This window comes from Flavobacterium psychrolimnae (assembly GCF_003312425.1).
Taxonomy (GTDB): Bacteria; Bacteroidota; Bacteroidia; order Flavobacteriales; family Flavobacteriaceae; genus Flavobacterium; species Flavobacterium psychrolimnae.
In genome coordinates, this window is the sequence record NZ_QNUX01000021.1 from 12,104 (window position 1) to 32,941 (window position 20,838).

At 33.1% G+C, this 20,838-nt stretch carries 15 protein-coding genes; 9 read left to right on the forward strand and 6 right to left on the reverse strand.

Features of this window, described 5'->3' with window-relative positions:
• Positions 1-54 precede the first annotated feature (54 nt).
• The 5 genes from DR980_RS15970 to porU form a co-directional block, all read right to left on the reverse strand.
• Complete coding sequence (locus DR980_RS15970) at positions 55-1,728, reverse strand: pyruvate dehydrogenase complex dihydrolipoamide acetyltransferase (protein ID WP_113637947.1); 1,674 nt, start codon at positions 1,726-1,728, stop codon at positions 55-57.
• 7 nt (positions 1,729-1,735) lie between these two features.
• Positions 1,736-2,734, reverse strand: coding sequence for a pyruvate dehydrogenase (acetyl-transferring) E1 component subunit alpha (gene pdhA / locus DR980_RS15975; protein ID WP_113637949.1), 999 nt, complete (start codon positions 2,732-2,734; stop codon positions 1,736-1,738).
• Between the two features lie 142 nt (positions 2,735-2,876).
• Positions 2,877-3,359, reverse strand: coding sequence for a cytidine deaminase (gene cdd / locus DR980_RS15980; protein ID WP_113637951.1), 483 nt, complete (start codon positions 3,357-3,359; stop codon positions 2,877-2,879).
• A gap of 85 nt (positions 3,360-3,444) precedes the next feature.
• Positions 3,445-4,614: a type IX secretion system outer membrane channel protein PorV gene (gene porV, locus DR980_RS15985; RefSeq protein WP_113637953.1), complete on the reverse strand. Its 1,170-nt coding sequence runs from the start codon at positions 4,612-4,614 to the stop codon at positions 3,445-3,447.
• A 38-nt stretch (positions 4,615-4,652) separates the two neighbouring features.
• Complete coding sequence (porU, locus tag DR980_RS15990; RefSeq protein ID WP_113637955.1) at positions 4,653-8,489, reverse strand: type IX secretion system sortase PorU; 3,837 nt, start codon at positions 8,487-8,489, stop codon at positions 4,653-4,655.
• Between the two features lie 209 nt (positions 8,490-8,698).
• On the opposite strand from porU, the gene gldJ reads away from it, so the two are divergent.
• Positions 8,699-10,384 (forward strand): gliding motility lipoprotein GldJ, encoded by a 1,686-nt coding sequence (gldJ, locus tag DR980_RS15995; protein WP_113637956.1) that lies wholly within the window; start codon positions 8,699-8,701, stop codon positions 10,382-10,384.
• A 66-nt stretch (positions 10,385-10,450) separates the two neighbouring features.
• Positions 10,451-11,737 carry a UDP-N-acetylmuramoyl-tripeptide--D-alanyl-D-alanine ligase gene (locus DR980_RS16000; protein WP_113637958.1) on the forward strand — a complete coding sequence of 429 codons (1,287 nt, stop codon included), beginning with the start codon at positions 10,451-10,453 and terminating at the stop codon, positions 11,735-11,737.
• Positions 11,738-12,057: 320 nt separating this feature from the next.
• Here the strand turns inward: DR980_RS16000 and DR980_RS16005 are convergent, their stop codons facing one another.
• On the reverse strand, positions 12,058-12,636 hold the full coding sequence (locus tag DR980_RS16005; RefSeq protein WP_146779257.1) for a fibronectin type III-like domain-contianing protein: 579 nt from the start codon (positions 12,634-12,636) through the stop codon (positions 12,058-12,060).
• A 318-nt stretch (positions 12,637-12,954) separates the two neighbouring features.
• Here DR980_RS16005 and DR980_RS16010 point away from each other — a divergent pair, with 318 nt between their 5' ends.
• From DR980_RS16010 to DR980_RS16640, 7 genes are all read left to right on the forward strand, one after another.
• Complete coding sequence (locus tag DR980_RS16010) at positions 12,955-13,710, forward strand: NUDIX hydrolase (RefSeq protein WP_113637962.1); 756 nt, start codon at positions 12,955-12,957, stop codon at positions 13,708-13,710.
• Between the two features lie 723 nt (positions 13,711-14,433).
• On the forward strand, positions 14,434-15,111 hold the full coding sequence (locus tag DR980_RS16015; protein ID WP_099715575.1) for a response regulator transcription factor: 678 nt from the start codon (positions 14,434-14,436) through the stop codon (positions 15,109-15,111).
• Complete coding sequence (locus DR980_RS16020) at positions 15,080-16,369, forward strand: sensor histidine kinase (RefSeq protein WP_099715576.1); 1,290 nt, start codon at positions 15,080-15,082, stop codon at positions 16,367-16,369. Before DR980_RS16015 ends, DR980_RS16020 begins: the two co-directional genes overlap by 32 nt.
• A gap of 61 nt (positions 16,370-16,430) precedes the next feature.
• Positions 16,431-18,845, forward strand: a complete 2,415-nt coding sequence (locus DR980_RS16025) for an outer membrane beta-barrel protein (RefSeq protein WP_233206904.1) — start codon at positions 16,431-16,433, stop codon at positions 18,843-18,845.
• Between the two features lie 10 nt (positions 18,846-18,855).
• Positions 18,856-19,479 (forward strand): COG4705 family protein, encoded by a 624-nt coding sequence (locus DR980_RS16030; protein ID WP_099715577.1) that lies wholly within the window; start codon positions 18,856-18,858, stop codon positions 19,477-19,479.
• 64 nt (positions 19,480-19,543) lie between these two features.
• Positions 19,544-20,572, forward strand: a complete 1,029-nt coding sequence (locus DR980_RS16035; RefSeq protein WP_233206905.1) for a helix-turn-helix domain-containing protein — start codon at positions 19,544-19,546, stop codon at positions 20,570-20,572.
• Between the two features lie 101 nt (positions 20,573-20,673).
• Positions 20,674-20,838, forward strand: a 165-nt coding sequence (locus DR980_RS16640) for a DUF5982 domain-containing protein (RefSeq protein WP_262510256.1), incomplete at its 3' end; no start/stop codon positions are given.

The window sequence follows — 20,838 nt, forward strand, 5'->3', positions numbered from 1 at the left end:
AAATCCCGTCAAGTTTTTAAACAAGACGGGATTTGTATTTTAAAAACCGAGTTATTACGCAAGCATTGTAACTGGATTTTCTATAAATTGTTTCAATGTTTGTAAAAATTGAGCTCCAGTTGCACCATCAATTGTTCTGTGGTCGCAAGCTAAAGATAGCATCATCGTATTTCCTATTACAATCTGACCATTTTTTACAACCGGTTTTTCTACAATAGCTCCTACGGATAGGATAGCAGAATTTGGTTGGTTAATGATAGAATTGAATTCTGTAATACCAAACATTCCAAGATTAGAAACTGTAAAAGTACTTCCTTCCATTTCTGTAGGTAATAATTTTTTGTTCTTAGCTCTTCCTGCAAGATCTCTTACGCTTCCGCCAATTTGAGATAAACTCATAGCATCTGTAAAGCGTAAAACTGGAACTACTAATCCGTCTTCAACAGCTACAGCAACTCCTATGTTCACATGGTGATTGATAAGAATTGAATCTTCTCTCCATTGTGAATTCACTTTTGGGTGTTTTTTCAAAGCCATTGCGCATGCTTTTATCACCATATCGTTAAACGATACTTTTGTGTCCGGAACACTGTTAATGATAGTTCTGGATTTCATTGCCTCATCCATTGCTACCTCAATTACTAAATTGTAATGTGGAGCTGTGAATAAAGATTCTGCTAAACGTTTCGCAATGATTTTTCGCATTTGCGAATTCTTGATTTCTTCTGTAACAACTTCCCCTGCTGGAACAAATGGTTTTACAGCAGCAACAGTTTCTGTTTTTGCTGGTGCAGTTGAAGTTGTCGGTGCCGGAGCAGCCGCAGTTTGTGGAGTGAAGTTTTCGATATCGCTTTTTACAATACGTCCGTTTTCACCAGAACCTTTTACTTGCGTCAATTGAATTCCTTTATCACTTGCAATTTTCTTTGCCAATGGTGATGCTAAAATTCGTTGACCGTCAGTTGATGGTTCTTGAACTATTGGTTCCGAAGCTTTTTCTGTTGAAGCTACTTCTTTTTCTTCTACCACTGCAGGAGCAGCTTGTGGTGCTCCACCAGTTTTATAGTTTTCAGCAATTCCGCTGATATCAGTTCCTGCAGGTCCAATGATTGCTAACAGGCTATCAACTGGCGCAGTATTGCCTTCTTCGATTCCTACGTATAATAAAGTTCCTTCGTTGAAAGATTCGAATTCCATCGTAGCTTTATCAGTTTCGATTTCAGCAAGAATGTCACCTTCAGCAACAGCATCGCCTACTTTTTTCAACCAAGTGGCTACAGTTCCCTCAGTCATGGTATCACTTAAACGAGGCATAGTGATAACTACAACTCCTTTTGGAAGTGAAGTTGCTACAGGTGCAGCGGATTTTGTAGCTTCAGGAGTAGAAGTTGTTTCTTCAGTAACTTTTGTTTCCTCAGTTTCTTTTGTTTCTTCTTTTACTGGAGCTGCATCAGCTGGTTTTCCTGCTAATAATGCAGAAATATCCTCTCCTTCAGTTCCTATAATTGCTAACAAAGAGTCTACCGGTGCAGTTTCACCAGCAGGGATTCCTATGTGTAAAAGTGTTCCTTCATTGAAAGACTCAAATTCCATTGTTGCTTTATCGGTTTCAATTTCTGCAAGGATATCACCTTCGCTTACTTTATCACCTACTTTTTTTAGCCAAGTTGCTACCGTTCCTTCCGTCATCGTATCGCTCAAACGAGGCATTGTAATTATTGTTGCCATAATTGATTTATAGTTTATGAGGTAAAAATGGATAGTTCTCTTGTTCGTATACTACATCGTATAGCTGTTGAATAGGAGGGTATTCAGATTCTTCGGCAAATGTTACACATTCTTCCACTAAATCTTTTACTCTTTGATCAATTGCTTCGATTTCTTCTTCAGTAGCATATTTTTGATCTTTAATTACATCTAAAACTTGAGTAATGGGATCAATTTTTTTGTACTCTTCTACTTCTTCTTTCGAACGGTATAATTGTGCATCCGACATAGAGTGACCTCTATAACGGTATGTTTTCATTTCTAAGAAAGTTGGTCCATCCCCACGACGTGCTCTGTCAATTGCTTCAGTCATTGCTTCAGCAACTTTTACAGGGTTCATTCCGTCAACAGGTCCACAAGGCATTTCGTACCCTAAACCTAATTTCCAGATATCAGTATGATTGGCAGTTCTTTCTACAGAAGTTCCCATTGCATATCCATTGTTTTCAACAATAAATACTACTGGAAGTTTCCATAACATAGCCATGTTAAAAGCTTCGTGTAAAGATCCTTGACGTGCTGCACCATCACCAAAATAGGTCATAGTAACACCGCCAGTTTCAAAATATTTGTCTGCAAAAGCTAATCCTGCACCGACAGGAATTTGTCCACCTACAATTCCGTGACCACCATAAAAACGGTGCTCTTTTGAAAAGATATGCATGGAACCACCCATACCTTTTGAAGTTCCGGTAACTTTTCCTAAAAGTTCTGCCATCACACGTCTAGGATCAACTCCCATACCTATTGGCTGAACGTGATTTCTGTAAGCGGTAATCATTTTGTCTTTTGTCAAGTCCATTGCGTGCAAAGCACCAGCTAATACAGCTTCTTGACCATTGTATAAATGTAGAAATCCTCTAACTTTTTGTTGGATGTATAATGCTGCAAGTTTGTCCTCAAACTTTCTCCAAAGCAGCATATCTTCATACCACTTTAAATATACTTCTTTTGTAACTTCTTTCATCTGAATTTTTCTTTTGCTAAAGTGTTATTGTATTATCAATTTGTACTATAACGCAAAATAGTTTCCTCCCACAAATTTGCGAAATGCAAAAATAAGACATTCCAAGTAAGAACTAAAATTTAATAGGCAATTTTTGGAATTTTTACAAGAATTTTTTATCGAACATAAATGGAAGCAAGTTTTTCAGGGATTCTGATTTGTAAATTGCGCCAATTTCTCCCATAAAATAGATTTCTATAGGGGTCTCTTGTTTTATTTCATATTCTGCAATTGATTGTCTGCAAGATCCACAAGGCGGAATTGGAGCCGTAGTTTGGTTTGTATCCGATGCAGCAGTAATTGCCATTTTTAAAATTTTAGCTTCCGGATAAACTGCTCCGGCATAAAAAATTGCTACACGTTCCGCACAGAGTCCTGACGGATAAGCTGCATTTTCTTGGTTTGAACCAATTACAATTTTACCATTGTCTAAAAAAATTGCAACTCCAACTCTGAATTTGGAATAAGGAGCATAAGCATTTTTTCGTACTTCAACGGCTTGTGTCATTAAATCCTGAATGTCATTTGGTAATTCCTCAATAGATTCGAACACTTTGAATTGTGTGGTAATTGTTATTTCTTTCATGCTTTTTTTAGGAAAAAAAATCCAAATTTCATCTCCGAAGTATCGGGATTGAAATTTGGATTGTTATTTATGAATTAATTTAAATTTAATATTCGTCATATTTCTCACCGAAATTGAAGGTCAGTGAAAAACGAAGGGTGTTTTCTAATGGGTTTTTTACTTTAGATGCTGAGAATAAATAAGAAACATCTACTTTGACTACGTTATATTTGAAGCCTGCTCCGAGGGAGAAAAATTGACGTGCTCCTTTTAAAGGACTTTCGTGAAAATATCCCAATCGCATCGCAAAGGAATCTTGATACAAATATTCGGCACCTACAGCATACGTAACTTCTTTTACTTCTTCACCAAAACCATCAGGTGCATCTCCAAATGATTTAAAAACACCAGATGTCCATCCGATGGAACGGTAATTATCGTTATTTTGATTGCGCTCTTCGGAGGTTACAGTTCCGTCGCCGTTTAAATCTGGATCTTGTGGAGTTGGAACCAATAATTTATTGAATTCAACATTTACAGCAACCTTATTGTAGTCGTCTAAAATAAAATCAAAACCCGTTCCTATTTTTAAATTGGCAGGAATGAAATTGTTGTTAAAATCATCATTATCATAACTGATTTTTGGACCTAAGTTTTGAATATTAAATCCTGCTCTCCATCTTCCGTTGAATTCATTATATGCTAATTCTTCAGATTGATAAAATCCGGCCACATCAACCGCAAATGTACTTGCAGAAGAAGCGTCATTATTATCTGAAGCTACTTTTAGATTGGAATTAATGAAACGTCCTGCAACGGCCATCGAAAATTTCTCACTCAATTTTAAGGAATACGATCCGTCAATTGCAAATTCATTTGGGGAAACTAATCTGGGTGTTTCGTTAGGATCGCCAGTTTCGCGTAATTCAATTTCACCTAAACCAAAGTAGCGCAGGCTTCCCGCAAAGGCGCTTTTTTCATTCAGTTTTTGATAATAAGTTACTTGTCCTAATGATATGTCATTTACTAAATCAGTAAGGTATGGCGTGTAGCTGATGGAAAATCCTTGTGCATCAGTTGCAAAAGCATATTTAGCCGGATTCCATTGTTGAGAAAAAGCATCGGCAGAAGTTGCTACCCCAATATCAGCCATACCTGCTGCTCTTGCATCAGCTGCGACCAGTAAAAAAGGAACTCCTGGATTTATTACTCTGTCTTGTGCTTTGGCAACAGTAATAATAAATAAAAGTATAAAAAGTGGTATTATTTTTCTCATTTTGATGCGAATATTTATTAAACAAATATAGTATAATATTAAAGGATTACAAGTTTTTCAAACTTTTCAGACTTCTTATTGGTTAAGCTTGATTTTACAGTGAGTTTATACACATACACTCCTTTTCCTATTCGGTCACCAAAATCGTCTTTACCGTCCCAAGTTATTTCTTTAGATAAAAATCCTTCGGTGGTTATAATTTGATTTTTTGTCCAAACAATTTTCCCCGTTATAGTCATTACTTGAACCTGAACTTCGAGCGGCTCAAACGGTCTGTTGTGTGTAAACCAAAACTCAGTATAATTCACGAACGGATTAGGATAGTTCAATACATGTGTCAATGTTATTGTTTCATCTCCGACTACTATAAATTGTATTTCCGCTGTAATTGGGTTGTTGTATACATCCCATGCTTTGAATGTTATAGTGTGTAATCCTGGAGCTAAATTACGCAACGGAAATCGCAGTGTTCCACTAGTAAAATCATCCAGATTGGTTTGATAATAATCATTTAAAACAAACGGATTGTTTACATCTCCATCTAAAACAGCAACGATGTCGTGACCTATTCCGCTCGCTGTATTAATTCCATTTTCATCTTCGAGATGCGCGACCAGAAATGGAGATTCATTAGTTGTTCCTCCAGAAACAAAAGTCTCGTCATTCATATATAACTTAACTCTTGGACTAATATTGTCTGCTGTAGCGTTTTCGTTTATTCCGCCTATTTTTATATTGGAATCGTATCCTGTTTCGTTTTGTAATAGTTCATTTTTTTTGGAATAAAAACTTATTCTTCCGTTTGCTAATGGAACTCTAATGTCTCTTGGCACAACAAAACTAAATTCAAATTGACCATTAGTGACTGATGCATTTCCCCTGAATATTGTTTCCCCTAAAACATTAAAATTAATAGGAGGACTATTTCCGTCATTATTATAGGTAACCCTTGAGACTGTTTTGTCAAAAATAGTGGTAGAAACTTCTCCAGTGTAATTCGTCAATAGATTATTGTTTTCATCTGTCACTTCTCCGGTTAGTTTCATTTTTGCCAATGATTTGAAGTCGTCCATGGTTTGGGTAACGGGAACATCATTTACTTTAGTCAGCCTGATTTTTGGTTTGGCTATTGCAAGCATTATGGCTGGGTCGCCAATGTAAAAAACAACATTGGTGGCTGAATTTGGATTGCTGTTTTTAGAAATTCTCAGCGCTTCTGCGATTGAAGTATATTGGTTTGAACCGAATGATAGTAAGTTTTTTGTCAAAGCATCGTTGAAATTTTCGGCGCTAAACTGACCAATAGAACGTATTGTGGTAATCATGGCAATTGCTCCGCCTTTTGGATTCCAATAAGTATATTCCCCAGCGGTTGGCCTAAACGGATTGTCGAATCTAGAGAATTCGCACGTAATAGTTATAAATAAAGGATATTTGAATTGATTACTCAAGTTTTGTCCGTCTGATTTTTCCCAAATCCGTTCAGCTGATAAACCGTCTTCACCACCATGTCCTAAATAATTAAATACTAAAGCCCCTTTTTCGAAAGCATTAAAAAAATCCGTTCGCGCTTTTGGATATCTCGAACCTCCCGCAGAGGCTTCTTGAGCATAAGAGTCTAATAAAATTTTATTCACATTCAAGAAAGGTTTCTGTAAAGAAATGGTATTTGCAAGACTATTTTGTCTGTTTTGCAAACTGGCATCTGCAGTTATATCAGAATCATCAGATACAAGCACAAAGTTATTTCTCCAGCTGCCGTAGGATTTTAAATCATGGTATTCAATAACTTTATTGACCATTTCGTCAGCCTGTTTAGTGTCATTGACAAGCATTCTTCCTACTGCAATATCGATTCCGCCGAAAAAAGAAGTAACATTTCCTTCCGATGGGTCCATTAATCCAAAAAAATCATCGGATGCAAAAGAGGATTCTCCGGTTGTGTTGCTGTTTAAAGAATGGTAAATAGGAACAACATTCGTATTATTTATGATTCGGTTTTTGAAATCGTAAGAAGCATCTCCAAAAAGATTGATAAATTTCAGTCTTTTATCCGGTGACGAGGCATTTTCATAAATGTATTTGATGCAGTTTCTTATGGCGGCAACATCTTGTTTTCCGGAAGAAAATTCTTGATAGATTAATTCTAATGGAATAACTTTTACATTTAAATTAGAATACGTGCGATGAAAACGGGCTAGTTTTTCCGCTTGTGAAACTAGAAACGAGGGTGAAATAATTACGTAATCAATATCTTGAAACTGACCTTGGATGTTTTTAAAAAGTGAGCCTTTTAAGTTTTGATTAGCAATCTTTGATTTGTTGTCTTTTAATGGTGTATAATAATCAGCTGCGTCTATTGCGATATATTTCCTCAGTTCACCCAAATTTGCTTTGAAACTTAGGGAACTTTGACTCGTATTTTCGATTTTGCTGATAGTATAGGTGTCGGTAACATCCCAAATTTGAGAAATCCCAGTCGCGTTTGAAATTTCGTAATTTACAACTCCAAGATTTGAAACGGATTGATCGTATTGAAAGTGAAATTGTTTTCCGTAGCCTATAAGTTTTCTTTTGGCGGTAAGCCTAATATTATCTAGAAAACCTTTGGAACCCGGAACGCCATTATTGTTGTATTTTAATTTTATTTTGATGTTTTCTGTCCCGTTGAAAGTAGTGTTGTTTGGCAAAAAACCAACAATAAACTCGGTTCCTGAATTGCTGCTTAATGCAGGGAATGAAATGGTTCCTGCCGCACCTCCGTTTGCTGTTACATTGAAAGAGGTTGAAGTAAAAGCGGCTGAGGCTGCTGTCAGCATGATTTTCACAGGAACTGAACTGTCAAGATTTGGAAAAACAAAATCAAATTCCTGTTCATCCTTAACATCAAATGATTCGCCAAACCATTGACGACCCAAACGGGCAATATTTACAAGATCCTGTTCATGGAATTGATAGTCGTCAAATGAAGTTAAAGTCAAAGTGCTGTTTCCTGCAGGCTGTGCTAGAGGGGCAATTCTTTTTCCATCAGCGCCTTGCACAGTAATATAGTAATAGGATTTTTTGTCATACAAATTTAAGTGCGTTCTGCTTTCTTGATTCCAAGTGTCAACTCCTTCGCCATAAAAAAGGATATAATCTTCATTGTTAAAAACGCCGTCACTTTCACCGTTTATTTGAATAGCATTTTCGATTAAGTCATTGGGATAGTAAATGCTATTAGATAATGGTAGCATTCGACCGCCATTTCCGTAAATCTTTATTTTTCTTGGATCAACAGCATTAACGTCAAGTCCCAGTTGTTGCAGAAAACTTTTAGATATTTTATAAACCCCCGATTTTTCTATATAAAATTGAAACCAATTACCAGTTGCTAAGACAGAATTTGAAATGGAATTTGCAGTTTTACCAGTTTGCTGGATTCTGGAGGTATTGTTGTTATTTCCCACCTCATACGAAAAGGATTTGATTCGTTTGAATCCAAAATCATCCTTAATTATAGGTGAAAGTGTAATAAAAGGCTCTTTGATGCCTCTTGAATTAGAAATTGTAATCGTTGCATTGGTTGCATTTGGTATGTTTTCCGAGGATAAATCGCCAAGCTGAGAAAGTGTAATTGGCTCGAAAATAACATTTGTAATTTGAATCTTTCCTTCGTCAAAATTTACGGTCTCTTTTGTTTTTAAAGTAAAAAGGAGTGTTTTGCTGGAAGCGTCGTAATGAAAGCTATTTCCTGTAAACTGAGGAATAATAACTTTAAAATCATCATAAGACATTTCTTTTTTTTCTAACCATTCGATGGTGATATCACCTTTAATTTGAGCAAAAGAAACAAACGGAATTAGGGCTAAAAAAGCCAAAAATATTTTTCTCATTGTTTTTTTAACGTGATTAATAGTGAGTTATTATTAATCAGTAAAAATAAATCATTTCGTGTAATAGTAAATAATAAATATTATAAATTTGCGTTAGATTAGATAATTTAATGTTAAAGTTAGATTTGTGAATTTATTAAAAAAAGTTAGATGCTGATTAATTGTTAATTATTATATTGCGGCACTAAAATTATTACCCAATAAAGAGTATGAAAGCAAACAGAATTATGGGCTTACAGTTGTTACTATCAATCATGCTGATTGTTGGTTTCTCCAGTTGCAGTAAAAAATCCAGCTCAAAGAACACTTCGAGAGCAACGGGTTGGAATATGGATAGTAAAAAAGGCTCAAGTAAGAAAAAGCAAGAAGCAGGACCAGGTTTGGTTTTTGTTGAAGGTGGTACATTTACTATGGGTAAAGTGCAAGACGATGTTATGCATGATTGGAACAACACGCCAACGCAACAGCACGTTCAATCTTTTTACATGGATGAGACTGAGGTAACTAATTCTATGTATTTAGATTATTTAGATTGGTTGAAAAGCGTTTATCCACCTACAGAGGAAAATTATAAAAACATTTACGAAGGTGCTTCGCCAGATACGTTAGTTTGGAGAAACAGATTGGGGTATAATGAGACAATGACTAATAATTACTTGAGACACCCTTCATATGCTGAATATCCAGTTGTTGGAGTAAATTGGATTCAAGCGGTTGAATTCAGTAACTGGAGAACTCAACGTGTGAATGAGGCGTTATTAGAAAAAAACGGATATCTTAAAAAGAATGCAAAAACACTTGATGTAACTGCAGAAAGCAATTTTGATACGGAAACCTATTTGAACTCACCTACTTCGGCATATGGAGGAAACGAAGAGATTGTATTAAAAGGAGGAAAGGGAGCAAGAAAGACTCCAAAAGCGGGTAAGGATGGAACGGTTGCTGAACCAAAAAATGTCTATGCTCAACGTTCATCAGGAATTCTTCTTCCGGAATATAGACTTCCAACCGAGGCAGAATGGGAATATGCAGCTGCAGCAGATGTGGGACAAAGAGAATATAATATTTATAAAGGTCAGAAAAAATACCCTTGGTCAGGTGGCTACACACGTTCAGGGAAAAGACAAAGTCAAGGAGATCAATTGGCCAATTTCAAACAAGGAAATGGTGATTATGGTGGAATTGCGGGTTGGTCTGATGATGGAGCTGACATTACAAATGAGGTTAAAAAATATCCAGCGAATGATTTTGGATTGTATGACATGGCAGGAAACGTTGCAGAATGGGTACAGGATGTTTACAGACCTATCGTTGATAATGAAGCAAATGATTTTAACTATTTTAGAGGAAATCAATATACTAAAAACAAAATTGGTGCAGACGGAAAAGTAGAGATTGTTACTAAAGACAATATGAAGTATGACACTTTAAGTAATGGTAGAATTATTGCAAGAAACTTTCCAGGACAGATTGCTCAAGTTCCAGTTGATGAACAAGAAACGTATTTGAGACAGAATTTTGACAAAAGTAATAATATCAATTATAGAGATGGTGACAAACAATCTACTCGATATTATAATTTTGGAGAATCTGAATCAGATGATGAAAAAACGAAATCTGAGAAAACCATGTACAATTCTCCTAAACACAATGTTACTACTGATAGTTTAGGTAAAATGGTTAGGAAATACGATAGATCTAGCAAAAGAACTACATTGATTAATGATGAATCAAGAGTTTACAAAGGAGGTTCTTGGAGAGACAGAGCTTATTGGTTAGATCCTGCACAAAGAAGGTATTTTCCACAAGATATGGCTACGGATTATATCGGTTTTAGATGTGCAATGTCTAGAGTAGGTCCAAAAGCAGATAAGAAAAGATCAGCAAGAAATTAAATTTTTAATATATAATAAAAATAAAAGCCCTTTGATTAGGGCTTTTATTTTTTAAAATCGTTTCAAATGGATATTAATTACATTCATAGTTTGTTTTTGCAATGCAACTCAATTTCAATTGATACTCGTAAAATTGAGCCAAACTCTTTATTTGTTGCTATAAAAGGAGAACGTTTTGATGCTAACACTTTTGCAAAAGAAGCATTAGAAAAAGGTGCTGCGTACGTTATAATTGATAACGAATCATACTATATTGATCAAAGAACTATTTTAGTTGAAGATAGTTTGATTGCACTACAGGAATTGGCAAAATTCCATCGGGATTATCTAAAATTGCCTATAATTGCGCTTACGGGAAGCAACGGTAAAACGACCACTAAAGAACTTATTAATGTTGTGCTTTCGAAAAAATACAAAACTAAAGCAACCATTGGTAATTTAAACAATCATATCGGAGTCCCTTTGACATTGCTTTCTTTTACTTCAGAAACTGAAATAGGGATAGTTGAAATGGGAGCGAATCACAAAAAAGAAATTGAATTTCTGTGTGAATTGGCAACGCCGGATTATGGGTATATCACTAATTTTGGCAAAGCTCATTTAGAAGGTTTTGGTGGTGTGGAAGGAGTGATTGAAGGCAAAAGCGAAATGTATAATTACCTTTCGGCAAATGATAAACTCGCTTTTATTAATTTGGAAGACCCAATTCAAGTTGAAAAGTCAATAGTGTTAAAGTCATATTCTTTCGGTATTAACAAAACAAATGCAGATGTTAATATCACTTCAATAAAAGCGAATCCTTTTGTGACAATCGGCTATTCAGATTTAGTTGTTCAATCTCATTTAATAGGTTTATATAATGCGAATAACATTAACGCAGCGCTGACAGTAGGAAAGTATTTTGGAGTTGTGGACAGTGAAATAAAAGATGCTTTGGAAAGTTATATACCTGAAAATAACAGATCACAATTAGTGCAAAAAGGTACAAATCAAATTATATTGGATGCTTATAATGCAAATCCGAGTAGTATGAAAGTAGCAATTGAAAACTTTCTACAATTAGAGAATCTTAATAAAATTATGATTTTGGGCGACATGTTTGAGCTTGGAGATGAAAGTTTACAAGAGCATAATGCAATTGTTGCCATGCTATCTCATGAAGATAATATAACGTGTTACTTTGTTGGATTCGCATTTTATGAAAGTAAAATTGAGAAGGATAATTTTTGGTTTTACAATACTTTTGAAAGTTTTTCAAATGATTTATCTGACATGAAATTCGATAATAGTACTATTTTAATTAAAGGATCTCGAGGAATGGCGTTGGAGCGAACCTTGGAATTTATAGAGTAGTTAAGAAATAATTCAACCAGAAAAAATGCCATCACGATTTATTTTGATGGCATTTTTAGTTCTATTAAATACTCATTAGAAATCCTATAAGATTTTCTTTTACAGTTGAGGAAAAAATGTAAGTTTTTCTTATTGATCCGTTGACTACGTTTTTTTTTAATAAAAAAGTATTGACTCAATCTTTAGTTTCTAATAAACCATAAGTTATGGTGTTTATTTGGAGAATAAATTGGATTAAGGGAAATTAGCTGAAGGCGCTCGCAAATGCTTCAAATACATTCTTTTTCAATACTTTTTTTAACAACAATTAATAACAATCTTTAATTCTGGTTGAGGGCTTTCAATATTCCATTCATAGTTTCTTCTGTAAACTTACCGCCGGAAAATAAGATCAATTTGTTCAACGGCATGTCAGCTAACATAGCTTCAAAAAAAGAGGCTACTTTTTTCTCATCTTCTGTTTCTGGTTTTTTATTGGCACCAGTGAAACTTTGAACTAGTTGTTCGTATATCGCTTGACTGTTTGGAGATTTTTTGAATTCCTTAAATAATGATTCACGTGTCAGCACTATTTTTGCAGCTTTTGTCGATTCAATAGCTATGGTTTGTTTTAAAGGCAAATCACGAGATGAACTTCCAATAAGGATGTCAAAGTTTCCTGATTTTATTGCCCAATCATTAGATTTTGAATTAAAATAAGCAAAATCACGTGCAGTCAATTGAAATGTAACTGTTTTTTCTTCGCCGGCTAGTAATGTTACTTTTTCAAAGTGTTTTAGTTCGTTTTCTGGTCTTGCGACTTCGCTTTCTTGTTCGTGAACATACAGTTGAACTACTTCTTGGGAAAACAATTGTGAAGACAATGTAAGTCCAATAAGTAGTAAGATGATTTTTTTCATAGTCTCTAATTTGGTTGGTTTTGGATAATTATTGGTCAATAATATAATGTGTTATTTTGAGGTAATGCATATATTTTTTTGATTCACAATGTGTTTCTTTTAAAATTATGCATTTTAATTATTGAAATAATTTTGCAAATTTATTTTTAAATGTGTTTTTTGTACCAAACGGATTTGTTTCTTTGTCGATATATTTCATTATGGATGTGTTTAAAAATAGCTTCAATATTTTCAAAATCAAGAGTTCACTAGTTTTTTTGAAAAAATGAGCTAAATTGCACGCCTAGTAAATAAAATAGTAATAATCAGAAAAAGTATATGTTAAAGGATATTTTAGCTAACAAGGAAGATTATCAGCCGGGTTTGTCAATAGATTGTGTGATTTTCGGATTTCATGACAATCAACTCAAAGTGTTGTTGATAAAAACAAAGTACAGTGATAAATGGGCTTTGCCAGGAGGTTTTGTGCCGGTAAACGAGGGTATTGATCAGGCTGCTGTTACAGTTTTACACGGTAGAACAGGATTGAAAGGAATTTTTCTGAGGCAGTTTTCTACTTTTGGAGCAGCAAATAGATGCGATGTTGAGGTGAGTAATAGTGTTCTTAATTTTTACGGAATACCTTTAGATGAGGGAAAATGGTTTGCTAGTCGTTTTGTAACAGTTGGTTATTATGCCTTAGTCGATTTTTTAAAAACGGTCCCTCAGCCTGACGGGAAAAATGAAATTGTAGAGTGGATTGATCATAATGCTGTGCCGGAATTAGTTTTAGATCATAAGGAAATTTTAAACAAAGCATTAGAAACCCTTCGGATGGAGTTGAATCTAATGCCGGTTGGATATAATTTACTTCCTGAAAAATTTACGATTCCCGAATTACAAAAATTATATGAAACCATTCTAGGTAGAAAACTAGACCGAAGAAATTTTTTACGTAAAATAACTGCAATTGGGATTTTGACAAAGTTGGATGAGAAGAAAAGTAATGTAGCGCATAAAGCTCCAAATTTGTATAGTTTCGATAAAGAAAAATACGAAGAAGTCGTTAAGAACGGATTGACCCAAGGTTGGTAATTTGAAAATAAACAGAAAAAAACTCCATAAGAAATTAAGGAGTTTTTCGTGTCTTGTTTTCTTCTAGTTCAAGTTATTTAATCCTTTTTGTATGGCTTCAACTTTTCAACTTAATTATATTTACAGACGGGTGAATTAGACATAAAAAAACTCCATTATTTCTAATGGAGTTTTTGTGGGCTGTCAGGGTTTGAAATCGAACTCTTGATACCTGTCTTGACATTTTTCGAGAATATAAAATAATTTCACTTTTGTTTCGAATTCCAACGTGGTCTTGGAACAGAAACAAATATTGGTAGATATATTGGCAAAACACAATGTTAATGCCATTCATTTGCTTTGATTGGCTTTGTAGAGGAATGGAAGGTGGCCAAATGGAAAAAAACCTTTTAAAGCAGTCCAATGCTAAAGACAATCGTTCCGTTTTTAGCAAATGTCTTTAAAATACAATACCAATGGTTATAAAAGAACAAGCTGAAGTCTTTACCGATGGTAATTTCAGATTTCACTTAGAACCAATGGACATTCCAGTTTCTAAAAGTATAAGAATGGATTTAATGTGGAATACTGACAAATTATACATTTTTGGCTTGAAATATATTATGAAAAGAAACCTAAGTACATGAATACATTATGATAACGATATGGGATTTTGTGTAGGTATGAGTTTGAAATATTAGCAAAATTCAATTTATATTCAAAATTGATTAGTTTCTTTGTGATATGAAAATTTTAATAATAGAAGATGAAATCGAAATTGCAACAAGTGTCATAAATTACTTGAGCAGTAACGATTTTCTTTGTGAATCAGCAACTACCTTAAAAGGTGCTATCGAGAAGATAGTTTTATATTCGTACGATTGTATTCTTTTAGATTTAATGTTGACTGACGGTAATGGATTTAAAATTTTAGAAGCCCTAAAGAAGCAAAACAAAACAGATGGAGTAATTATAATTTCTGCCAAAGACACTCTAGAAACTAAGATTGAAGGGCTAACACTTGGTGCCGATGATTACCTAACAAAACCATTTCACTTATCAGAATTATTAGTTCGCATTCAAGCATTAGTTCGACGAAAACAATTCAATGGAAAAAATGTGATTTCCTTTAATGAAATAGAAATAGATACAATAAGCAAGTCGGTCAAAATCAAAGGCATGAAAATCGAGTTTACCAAAAAGGAAATGGATTTATTACTATTTTTGATTGGTAATAAAAATAAAGTTTTATCCAAAAGTGCCATTGCCGAGCATTTATCGGGTGATATGGCGGACATGTTAGACAATCATGATTTTGTATATGCGCACATTAAAAACATGAAAAAGAAGCTCAAAGAAATGGGCGCAACAGATTATCTAAAATCAGTTTATGGAACAGGTTATAAATGGCAAGATGAATAAAAAACTACTTCAAAAAACACTAAATTATTATTTTATCTATGCGCTAGTAATACTAATCACAGTTGGTCCTGTATTTTATATTATTTCTAATATTTTATATGAAGACGATGCTAATGAGGATTTATATGCGATAAAAAAGCAATTTGATAAATTTACTAAAGATGATTTAACTATAATGGACATAACGCTTTGGAACAAGTTCAATCGCGATGTAAATCTCGAAAAATTCAATGGCATACAAAAAGACAGTTTATTTGATCATAGTTATTACGATGCATTAACTAAAGAAAACGAACCATTTAGAGTGCTCAACGCTCCAGTAAAAATTGAAGGCAAATGGTTCACTTTTTCTGCCAAAATAAATATGGTCGAAAAAGAAAATCTAATTGGAAGTACTGTAATTCTTTTCATTTCACTATTAGTACTTTTAATTATAGGCTTTTTCATTATCACCAAAATAATTTCAAAAAAATTATGGCAACCATTTTATGCAGCTTTAGACAAAATGGAACAATTTGAAATTGACAAATCTACTTCAGTAAAATTAATTAAAAACACAACCGAAGAGTTCAACCGATTAAATAGTGCCATCGATAGCTTAATCCATAAAAACTCTAGCATTTATCAAAGTCAAAGAGAGTTTATAGAAAATGCAGCACACGAGTTGCAAACACCAATTGCAATTTTTAAAGGTAAATTAGAGAATATACTTCAAAGAAATGACCTAAACTCAGAACAATTTAAATTGATTGATGATTTAAACAACACTACCACAAGGTTGGTTAAACTTAATAAAAATCTGTTGGTGTTATCAAAAATTGATAGCAATTCATACAATGAGATTGAGAAAATAAACATAAAAGATATTATCAATAATCAACTAACCTTTTTTAATGAACAAGCACTTTCAAAAAAAATAGATATTACAACAGAATTATCAAATGAAGTTGAAGCCAAATCAAATCATTTTCTGGCAGAAATGATAATCAGTAACTTATTTTTAAACACCATAAATCACAATGTATTAAATGGTCAAGTTATAATCAAACTTACTAATCATAGTATAACTTTCGCAAATACAGGAATACTCATAGCTTTACAGACTGAAAAAATGTTTGAGCGTTTTTCTAAATCCAATCCATCCTCTCAAGGAAATGGTTTAGGATTATCGATCATTAAAAAAATTGCGGATACAAACCATTGGTCCGTTAACTACTATTTTATGGATAGAATGCATAAATTCGAAATAGTTTTTTAAAATTCAATATTTCTTCAAATTCCATTCAGAACTTTGTTCAAAAAAAATAAAAGGAAAAAGCATGATGCGAATTAAAAACGTTCTATTAGTAACAATGCTACTATTATCGGTAGCAAATTTAAGGGCACAAAATAAATCAGTAACAGTGTCGGGTAACACAAAAGACAAAACAACTAAACTTGCATTACCATTTGTAAATGTGGCATTAAAAACTTCTAAAGATGCTACTTTAATTGCCGGAACAATAACAAATGAGGAAGGTCGATTTTCATTGGCCAATATCAAATCTGGAAACTATATTTTAGAATTCTCCTTTATTGGGTTCAAAATCAAGACACAATCAGTTTATGTTGGATCCCTTTCCGAGTTTTTAGATCAAGGCACTATCGAATTAGAAGAAGATGCCACAACCTTACAAGAAGTAGTAGTAGTATCAAAAACAAATACTGTCAGCGAGAAAATGGATAAAAAAACCTTTTCTATGGCTGACAATATTAGTCAAAGTGGCGGCTCTGTTTTACAATCCATGCAAAACTTACCAGGGGTTACAGTCCAAGACGGAAAAGTACAAATTAGAGGCAATGATAAAGTGACCGTATTGATTGACGGTAAGCAAACTGCTTTAACAGGCTTCGGAAATCAATCGGGTTTAGATAATATTCCTGCTTCAGCAATAGATAAAATAGAAATCATTAATAATCCATCTGCAAAATACGATGCCAATGGTAATGCTGGAATTATTAACATCATCTATAAGAAAAACAAAAAAGAAGGCTTTAATGGTAAAGTGGGTTTTACGTCGGGTTTAGGTGCTTTGTGGGAACGAAAAGAAAATTTGCCTACAATAAGACCACAATATTCATTAACACCAAAAATCAATCCTACACTATCACTCAATTATCGCAAAAATAAAATTAATGCGTTTTTTCAAGGCGATTATCTATACACAGAAACCCTAAATAAAAATGAATTTGTAACACGAACATACAATGACGGCACAATAATTAGCCAACAATTAAAAAGAAATCGAAACACCCATTTTTCAACAATTAAATCGGGAATTGATTGGAATATCGATGATTACAATACGCTAACCGTTTCGGGTTTATTTGGTTCAGAAAAAATTATTGATAACGGCGACCAACCTTTTTTTAATGCAGACTATTCCGAACGATTACGACTTTGGCAATTTTTAGAGGATGAATTAAAAACAACAGTGATGGGAACTGCTGCATATCAACATAAATTCAAGCAAGCCGGACATTTGTTAAATATTGGCTTCAATTATACCTTTCATAGAGAAGATGAAAAATATTTCTTCGATAACATTTTGCCAAGTTTTTCGAGTAAAGATTCCTTCAAATTATTATCAGATGAAAGTGTAATAGATCTAAATATCGATTACATAAAACCTTTAAAATACGGACGAATTGAAACAGGGTTCAAATTTCGAAACCGTATTATTCCAACAAACATGCAATTCTTTCCAGGAAATAATTCGCCTTTGGATGCAAGTGCAGGTGGTAAAGCAACCTATGAAGAAATTATTCCAGCAGTTTATGGAAACTACATTTATGAAACCAATAAAATCGAAGCCGAAATCGGATTACGCCTAGAATACTTAGATTTAGAATACGAGGTAAATCCAAACCATCCAACCTATAGAACTGATGGATATTCGTATTTCGAACCATTTCTTAATTTCCGTTTTGCTTATAAAATCAATGATGACAACAAAATATCATTGTTCTACAACCGCAGAATTGACAGACCAAACGAAGTAGATATTAGAATATTTCCAAAGTACGACGATGCCGAAATTATCAAAGTTGGTAATCCTGGACTAAGACCACAATTCACTAATTTAGTGGAATTAGGTTTCAAAAGAAATTTGAAAAAAGGCTATTTATATTCCGCTATCTACCATCGCTTTACCAATGCTACAATAACAAGAATAGCTTCTACAGTTCCTAGTAGTAATCTGATTTATGCCATTTTTCAAAACGTAAATAAAAGTTCAAATACAGGTGTTGAAATGGTCATTTCACAAGATATTGTAAAATGGTATTCTTCCAATATTAATCTTAATGCCTATTATAATCAAATCGGTGCGTTTACAGTTCAAAATTTATATCCACAGCCAAATACTTTTTCGGCAGCAAAACAAGATGTTTTCTCAGGAAATATAAAGTGGAACAACACATTGCACTTAACTAAAAAAGTGGATGCGCAACTAACGGCTGTTTATTTAGCACCAGATATTATTCCGCAAGGCAAAATTAAATCAAGATTTTCTATTGATTTAGGATTGAAAAAATCAGTTCAAAATGGTAAAGGAGAATTTTTTATAAATGCTACTGACCTATTAAATACTTTGGTAATTAAAAAAGAAATTCAAGGACAAGATTTTAGTTATACTAGCAATGACTATTACGAAACACAAGTAATAAGACTGGGTTACAACTATAAATTCTAAATTAGTTCTAATGAAAAAATTACCAGAAATTACAATGGCGTTTTGGATAATGAAAATTTGCGCTACCACTTTAGGTGAAACAGCAGGAGATTTATTTTCAATGACATTAAATATTGGTTATGCATTGATTTCATTAATCTTAGTTGGTTTTTTCATTGTTACTCTTCAATTGCAATTGTATGCTACAAAGTACAAACCAATGCTATATTGGTCAGTAATTTTGGCAACAAGCACAGCTGGAACTACAATGTCAGATTTTATGGATCGCACATTAGGCTTAGGATATGCCACCGGTTCATTACTTCTAATTACAATATTGATTGCAACATTTGTAGCATGGAAAAAAACGGAGAAATCAGTATCCGTAAACGATATTAATACATTTCATGGTGAAACATTCTATTGGATAGCTATTTTATTTTCTAATACATTGGGTACAGCGTTAGGCGACTTTTTAGCCGATAATTCAGGTCTTGGGTTTCTTGGTGGTGCGTTGCTTATTGGAAGTTTATTACTGCTACTAATTTTAGCACACTATTTTTTGAAAGTTTCGGAAGTACTATTGATGGCAGAAACCCTCGAGCTGCACGAAACGCATAAAAACCTCGATAAAAAGAAACATTATCTAAAATAATATAAAGATATTTCGCACTATTAAATATTTTTCAAATTTTGTATCTTGCAAACAGTAAATTTTAATGATGCTTAAAACAATTCAAATTATTGCATTACTTCAAGGACTTTTCGTCCTTTTTGTTTTATATAACAATCGCAATAGTTATAAGAACACAACTTTTTGGTTATTATTCGGAAGTTTATTTTCTATCGTTTTATACATTATTGGAGATGACAAGAATAATATATTTGTTAATAACACCGATTGGTTTCTTTTCGATAACACACTTTTTATAACATTTCTATTTTTGTTTTTTAGGTATTTCAAAAGCAATAAAGAAAAGTTTATAAAATCAGATTACTGTTTTTTCATACCAAATATCATTTATCTAATTCTTGAAGTAATTGAAATAAAATTAATTCAAACTAATATAGTCATTGAAGTTTTAGAAGTATTCTGCGAATTAACTTTTATCATCTACTTATTACTAATTTTATTTTCCATAATTTCAAGTAAAAGAAAAAATTGGATTATATATTTCATCATTCCAATCATTATTTTGTTCGTTTTTTCACTCATTAATGATATTCTTAAAATCGTTGGATTATCAGAATTACCGTTTTTATACGACCAAAATTTCAATTCATATCTTTTAATAGTTGTTGCGTTTTTATTCTATTTTATAACTTTTAAGTTGTTTAATGGTAATAAAGAAATTTTACCTAAAGTAGAAATCGGTAAATACAAAAACTCAAATCTAAACGATGAAACAATTAGTAAATATAAAACTGCTTTAATCAATGCAATGCAAATTGATAAAATATATCTTGATGGAAAATTATCCATACAAGATGTTTCAGATAAATTAAATATTCCGCGTCAATACATTTCTGAAGTTTTAAACGAACATATGAATACCAATTTTCAAGATTTCATAAATGAATATAGAGTGGAAGAATTTGTAAACCGACTAAAAAACGACCAAAACAATAATCTTACACTTTTAGGAATCGCTACAGATGTAGGTTTTAATTCTAAATCTTCTTTTAATGCTACATTTAAGAAATTCAAAGGCTTAACACCAACACAATTCAAGAAAAATCTTTTGTAAAAAAAGTAATTGGTACAAATCAATCATTTTGCACTTATTTCATTTTTATGAAAACACAATCACTTACGATATTTGCGAAATAATTAAAAGAACCCAAAATTATGTCGCAACTTAAATTAATTAAAAAGATTCTCTTTTGCTTTATTTTAACTATTTCAACGTACTCGATTAACGCACAAGTAAACGATACACTTTCATTTGTAAAATCAAAACGAATGTCAGATGATGACCTTGCAAAAAAACGAGAAGGAACTTTCATAACGGGT

What these genes read in the sequence shown, in the direction of transcription:
- DR980_RS15970 (WP_113637947.1), bottom strand. Translation starts at nt 1,728, where the DNA reads ATGGCAACAATAATTACAATGCCTCGTTTGAGCGATACGATGACGGAA.
- pdhA (WP_113637949.1), bottom strand. Translation starts at nt 2,734, where the DNA reads ATGAAAGAAGTTACAAAAGAAGTATATTTAAAGTGGTATGAAGATATG.
- cdd (WP_113637951.1), bottom strand. Translation starts at nt 3,359, where the DNA reads ATGAAAGAAATAACAATTACCACACAATTCAAAGTGTTCGAATCTATT.
- porV (WP_113637953.1), bottom strand. Translation starts at nt 4,614, where the DNA reads ATGAGAAAAATAATACCACTTTTTATACTTTTATTTATTATTACTGTT.
- porU (WP_113637955.1), bottom strand. Translation starts at nt 8,489, where the DNA reads ATGAGAAAAATATTTTTGGCTTTTTTAGCCCTAATTCCGTTTGTTTCT.
- gldJ (WP_113637956.1), top strand. Translation starts at nt 8,699, where the DNA reads ATGAAAGCAAACAGAATTATGGGCTTACAGTTGTTACTATCAATCATG.
- DR980_RS16000 (WP_113637958.1), top strand. Translation starts at nt 10,451, where the DNA reads ATGGATATTAATTACATTCATAGTTTGTTTTTGCAATGCAACTCAATT.
- DR980_RS16005 (WP_146779257.1), bottom strand. Translation starts at nt 12,636, where the DNA reads ATGAAAAAAATCATCTTACTACTTATTGGACTTACATTGTCTTCACAA.
- DR980_RS16010 (WP_113637962.1), top strand. Translation starts at nt 12,955, where the DNA reads ATGTTAAAGGATATTTTAGCTAACAAGGAAGATTATCAGCCGGGTTTG.
- DR980_RS16015 (WP_099715575.1), top strand. Translation starts at nt 14,434, where the DNA reads ATGAAAATTTTAATAATAGAAGATGAAATCGAAATTGCAACAAGTGTC.
- DR980_RS16020 (WP_099715576.1), top strand. Translation starts at nt 15,080, where the DNA reads ATGGAACAGGTTATAAATGGCAAGATGAATAAAAAACTACTTCAAAAA.
- DR980_RS16025 (WP_233206904.1), top strand. Translation starts at nt 16,431, where the DNA reads ATGATGCGAATTAAAAACGTTCTATTAGTAACAATGCTACTATTATCG.
- DR980_RS16030 (WP_099715577.1), top strand. Translation starts at nt 18,856, where the DNA reads ATGAAAAAATTACCAGAAATTACAATGGCGTTTTGGATAATGAAAATT.
- DR980_RS16035 (WP_233206905.1), top strand. Translation starts at nt 19,544, where the DNA reads ATGATGCTTAAAACAATTCAAATTATTGCATTACTTCAAGGACTTTTC.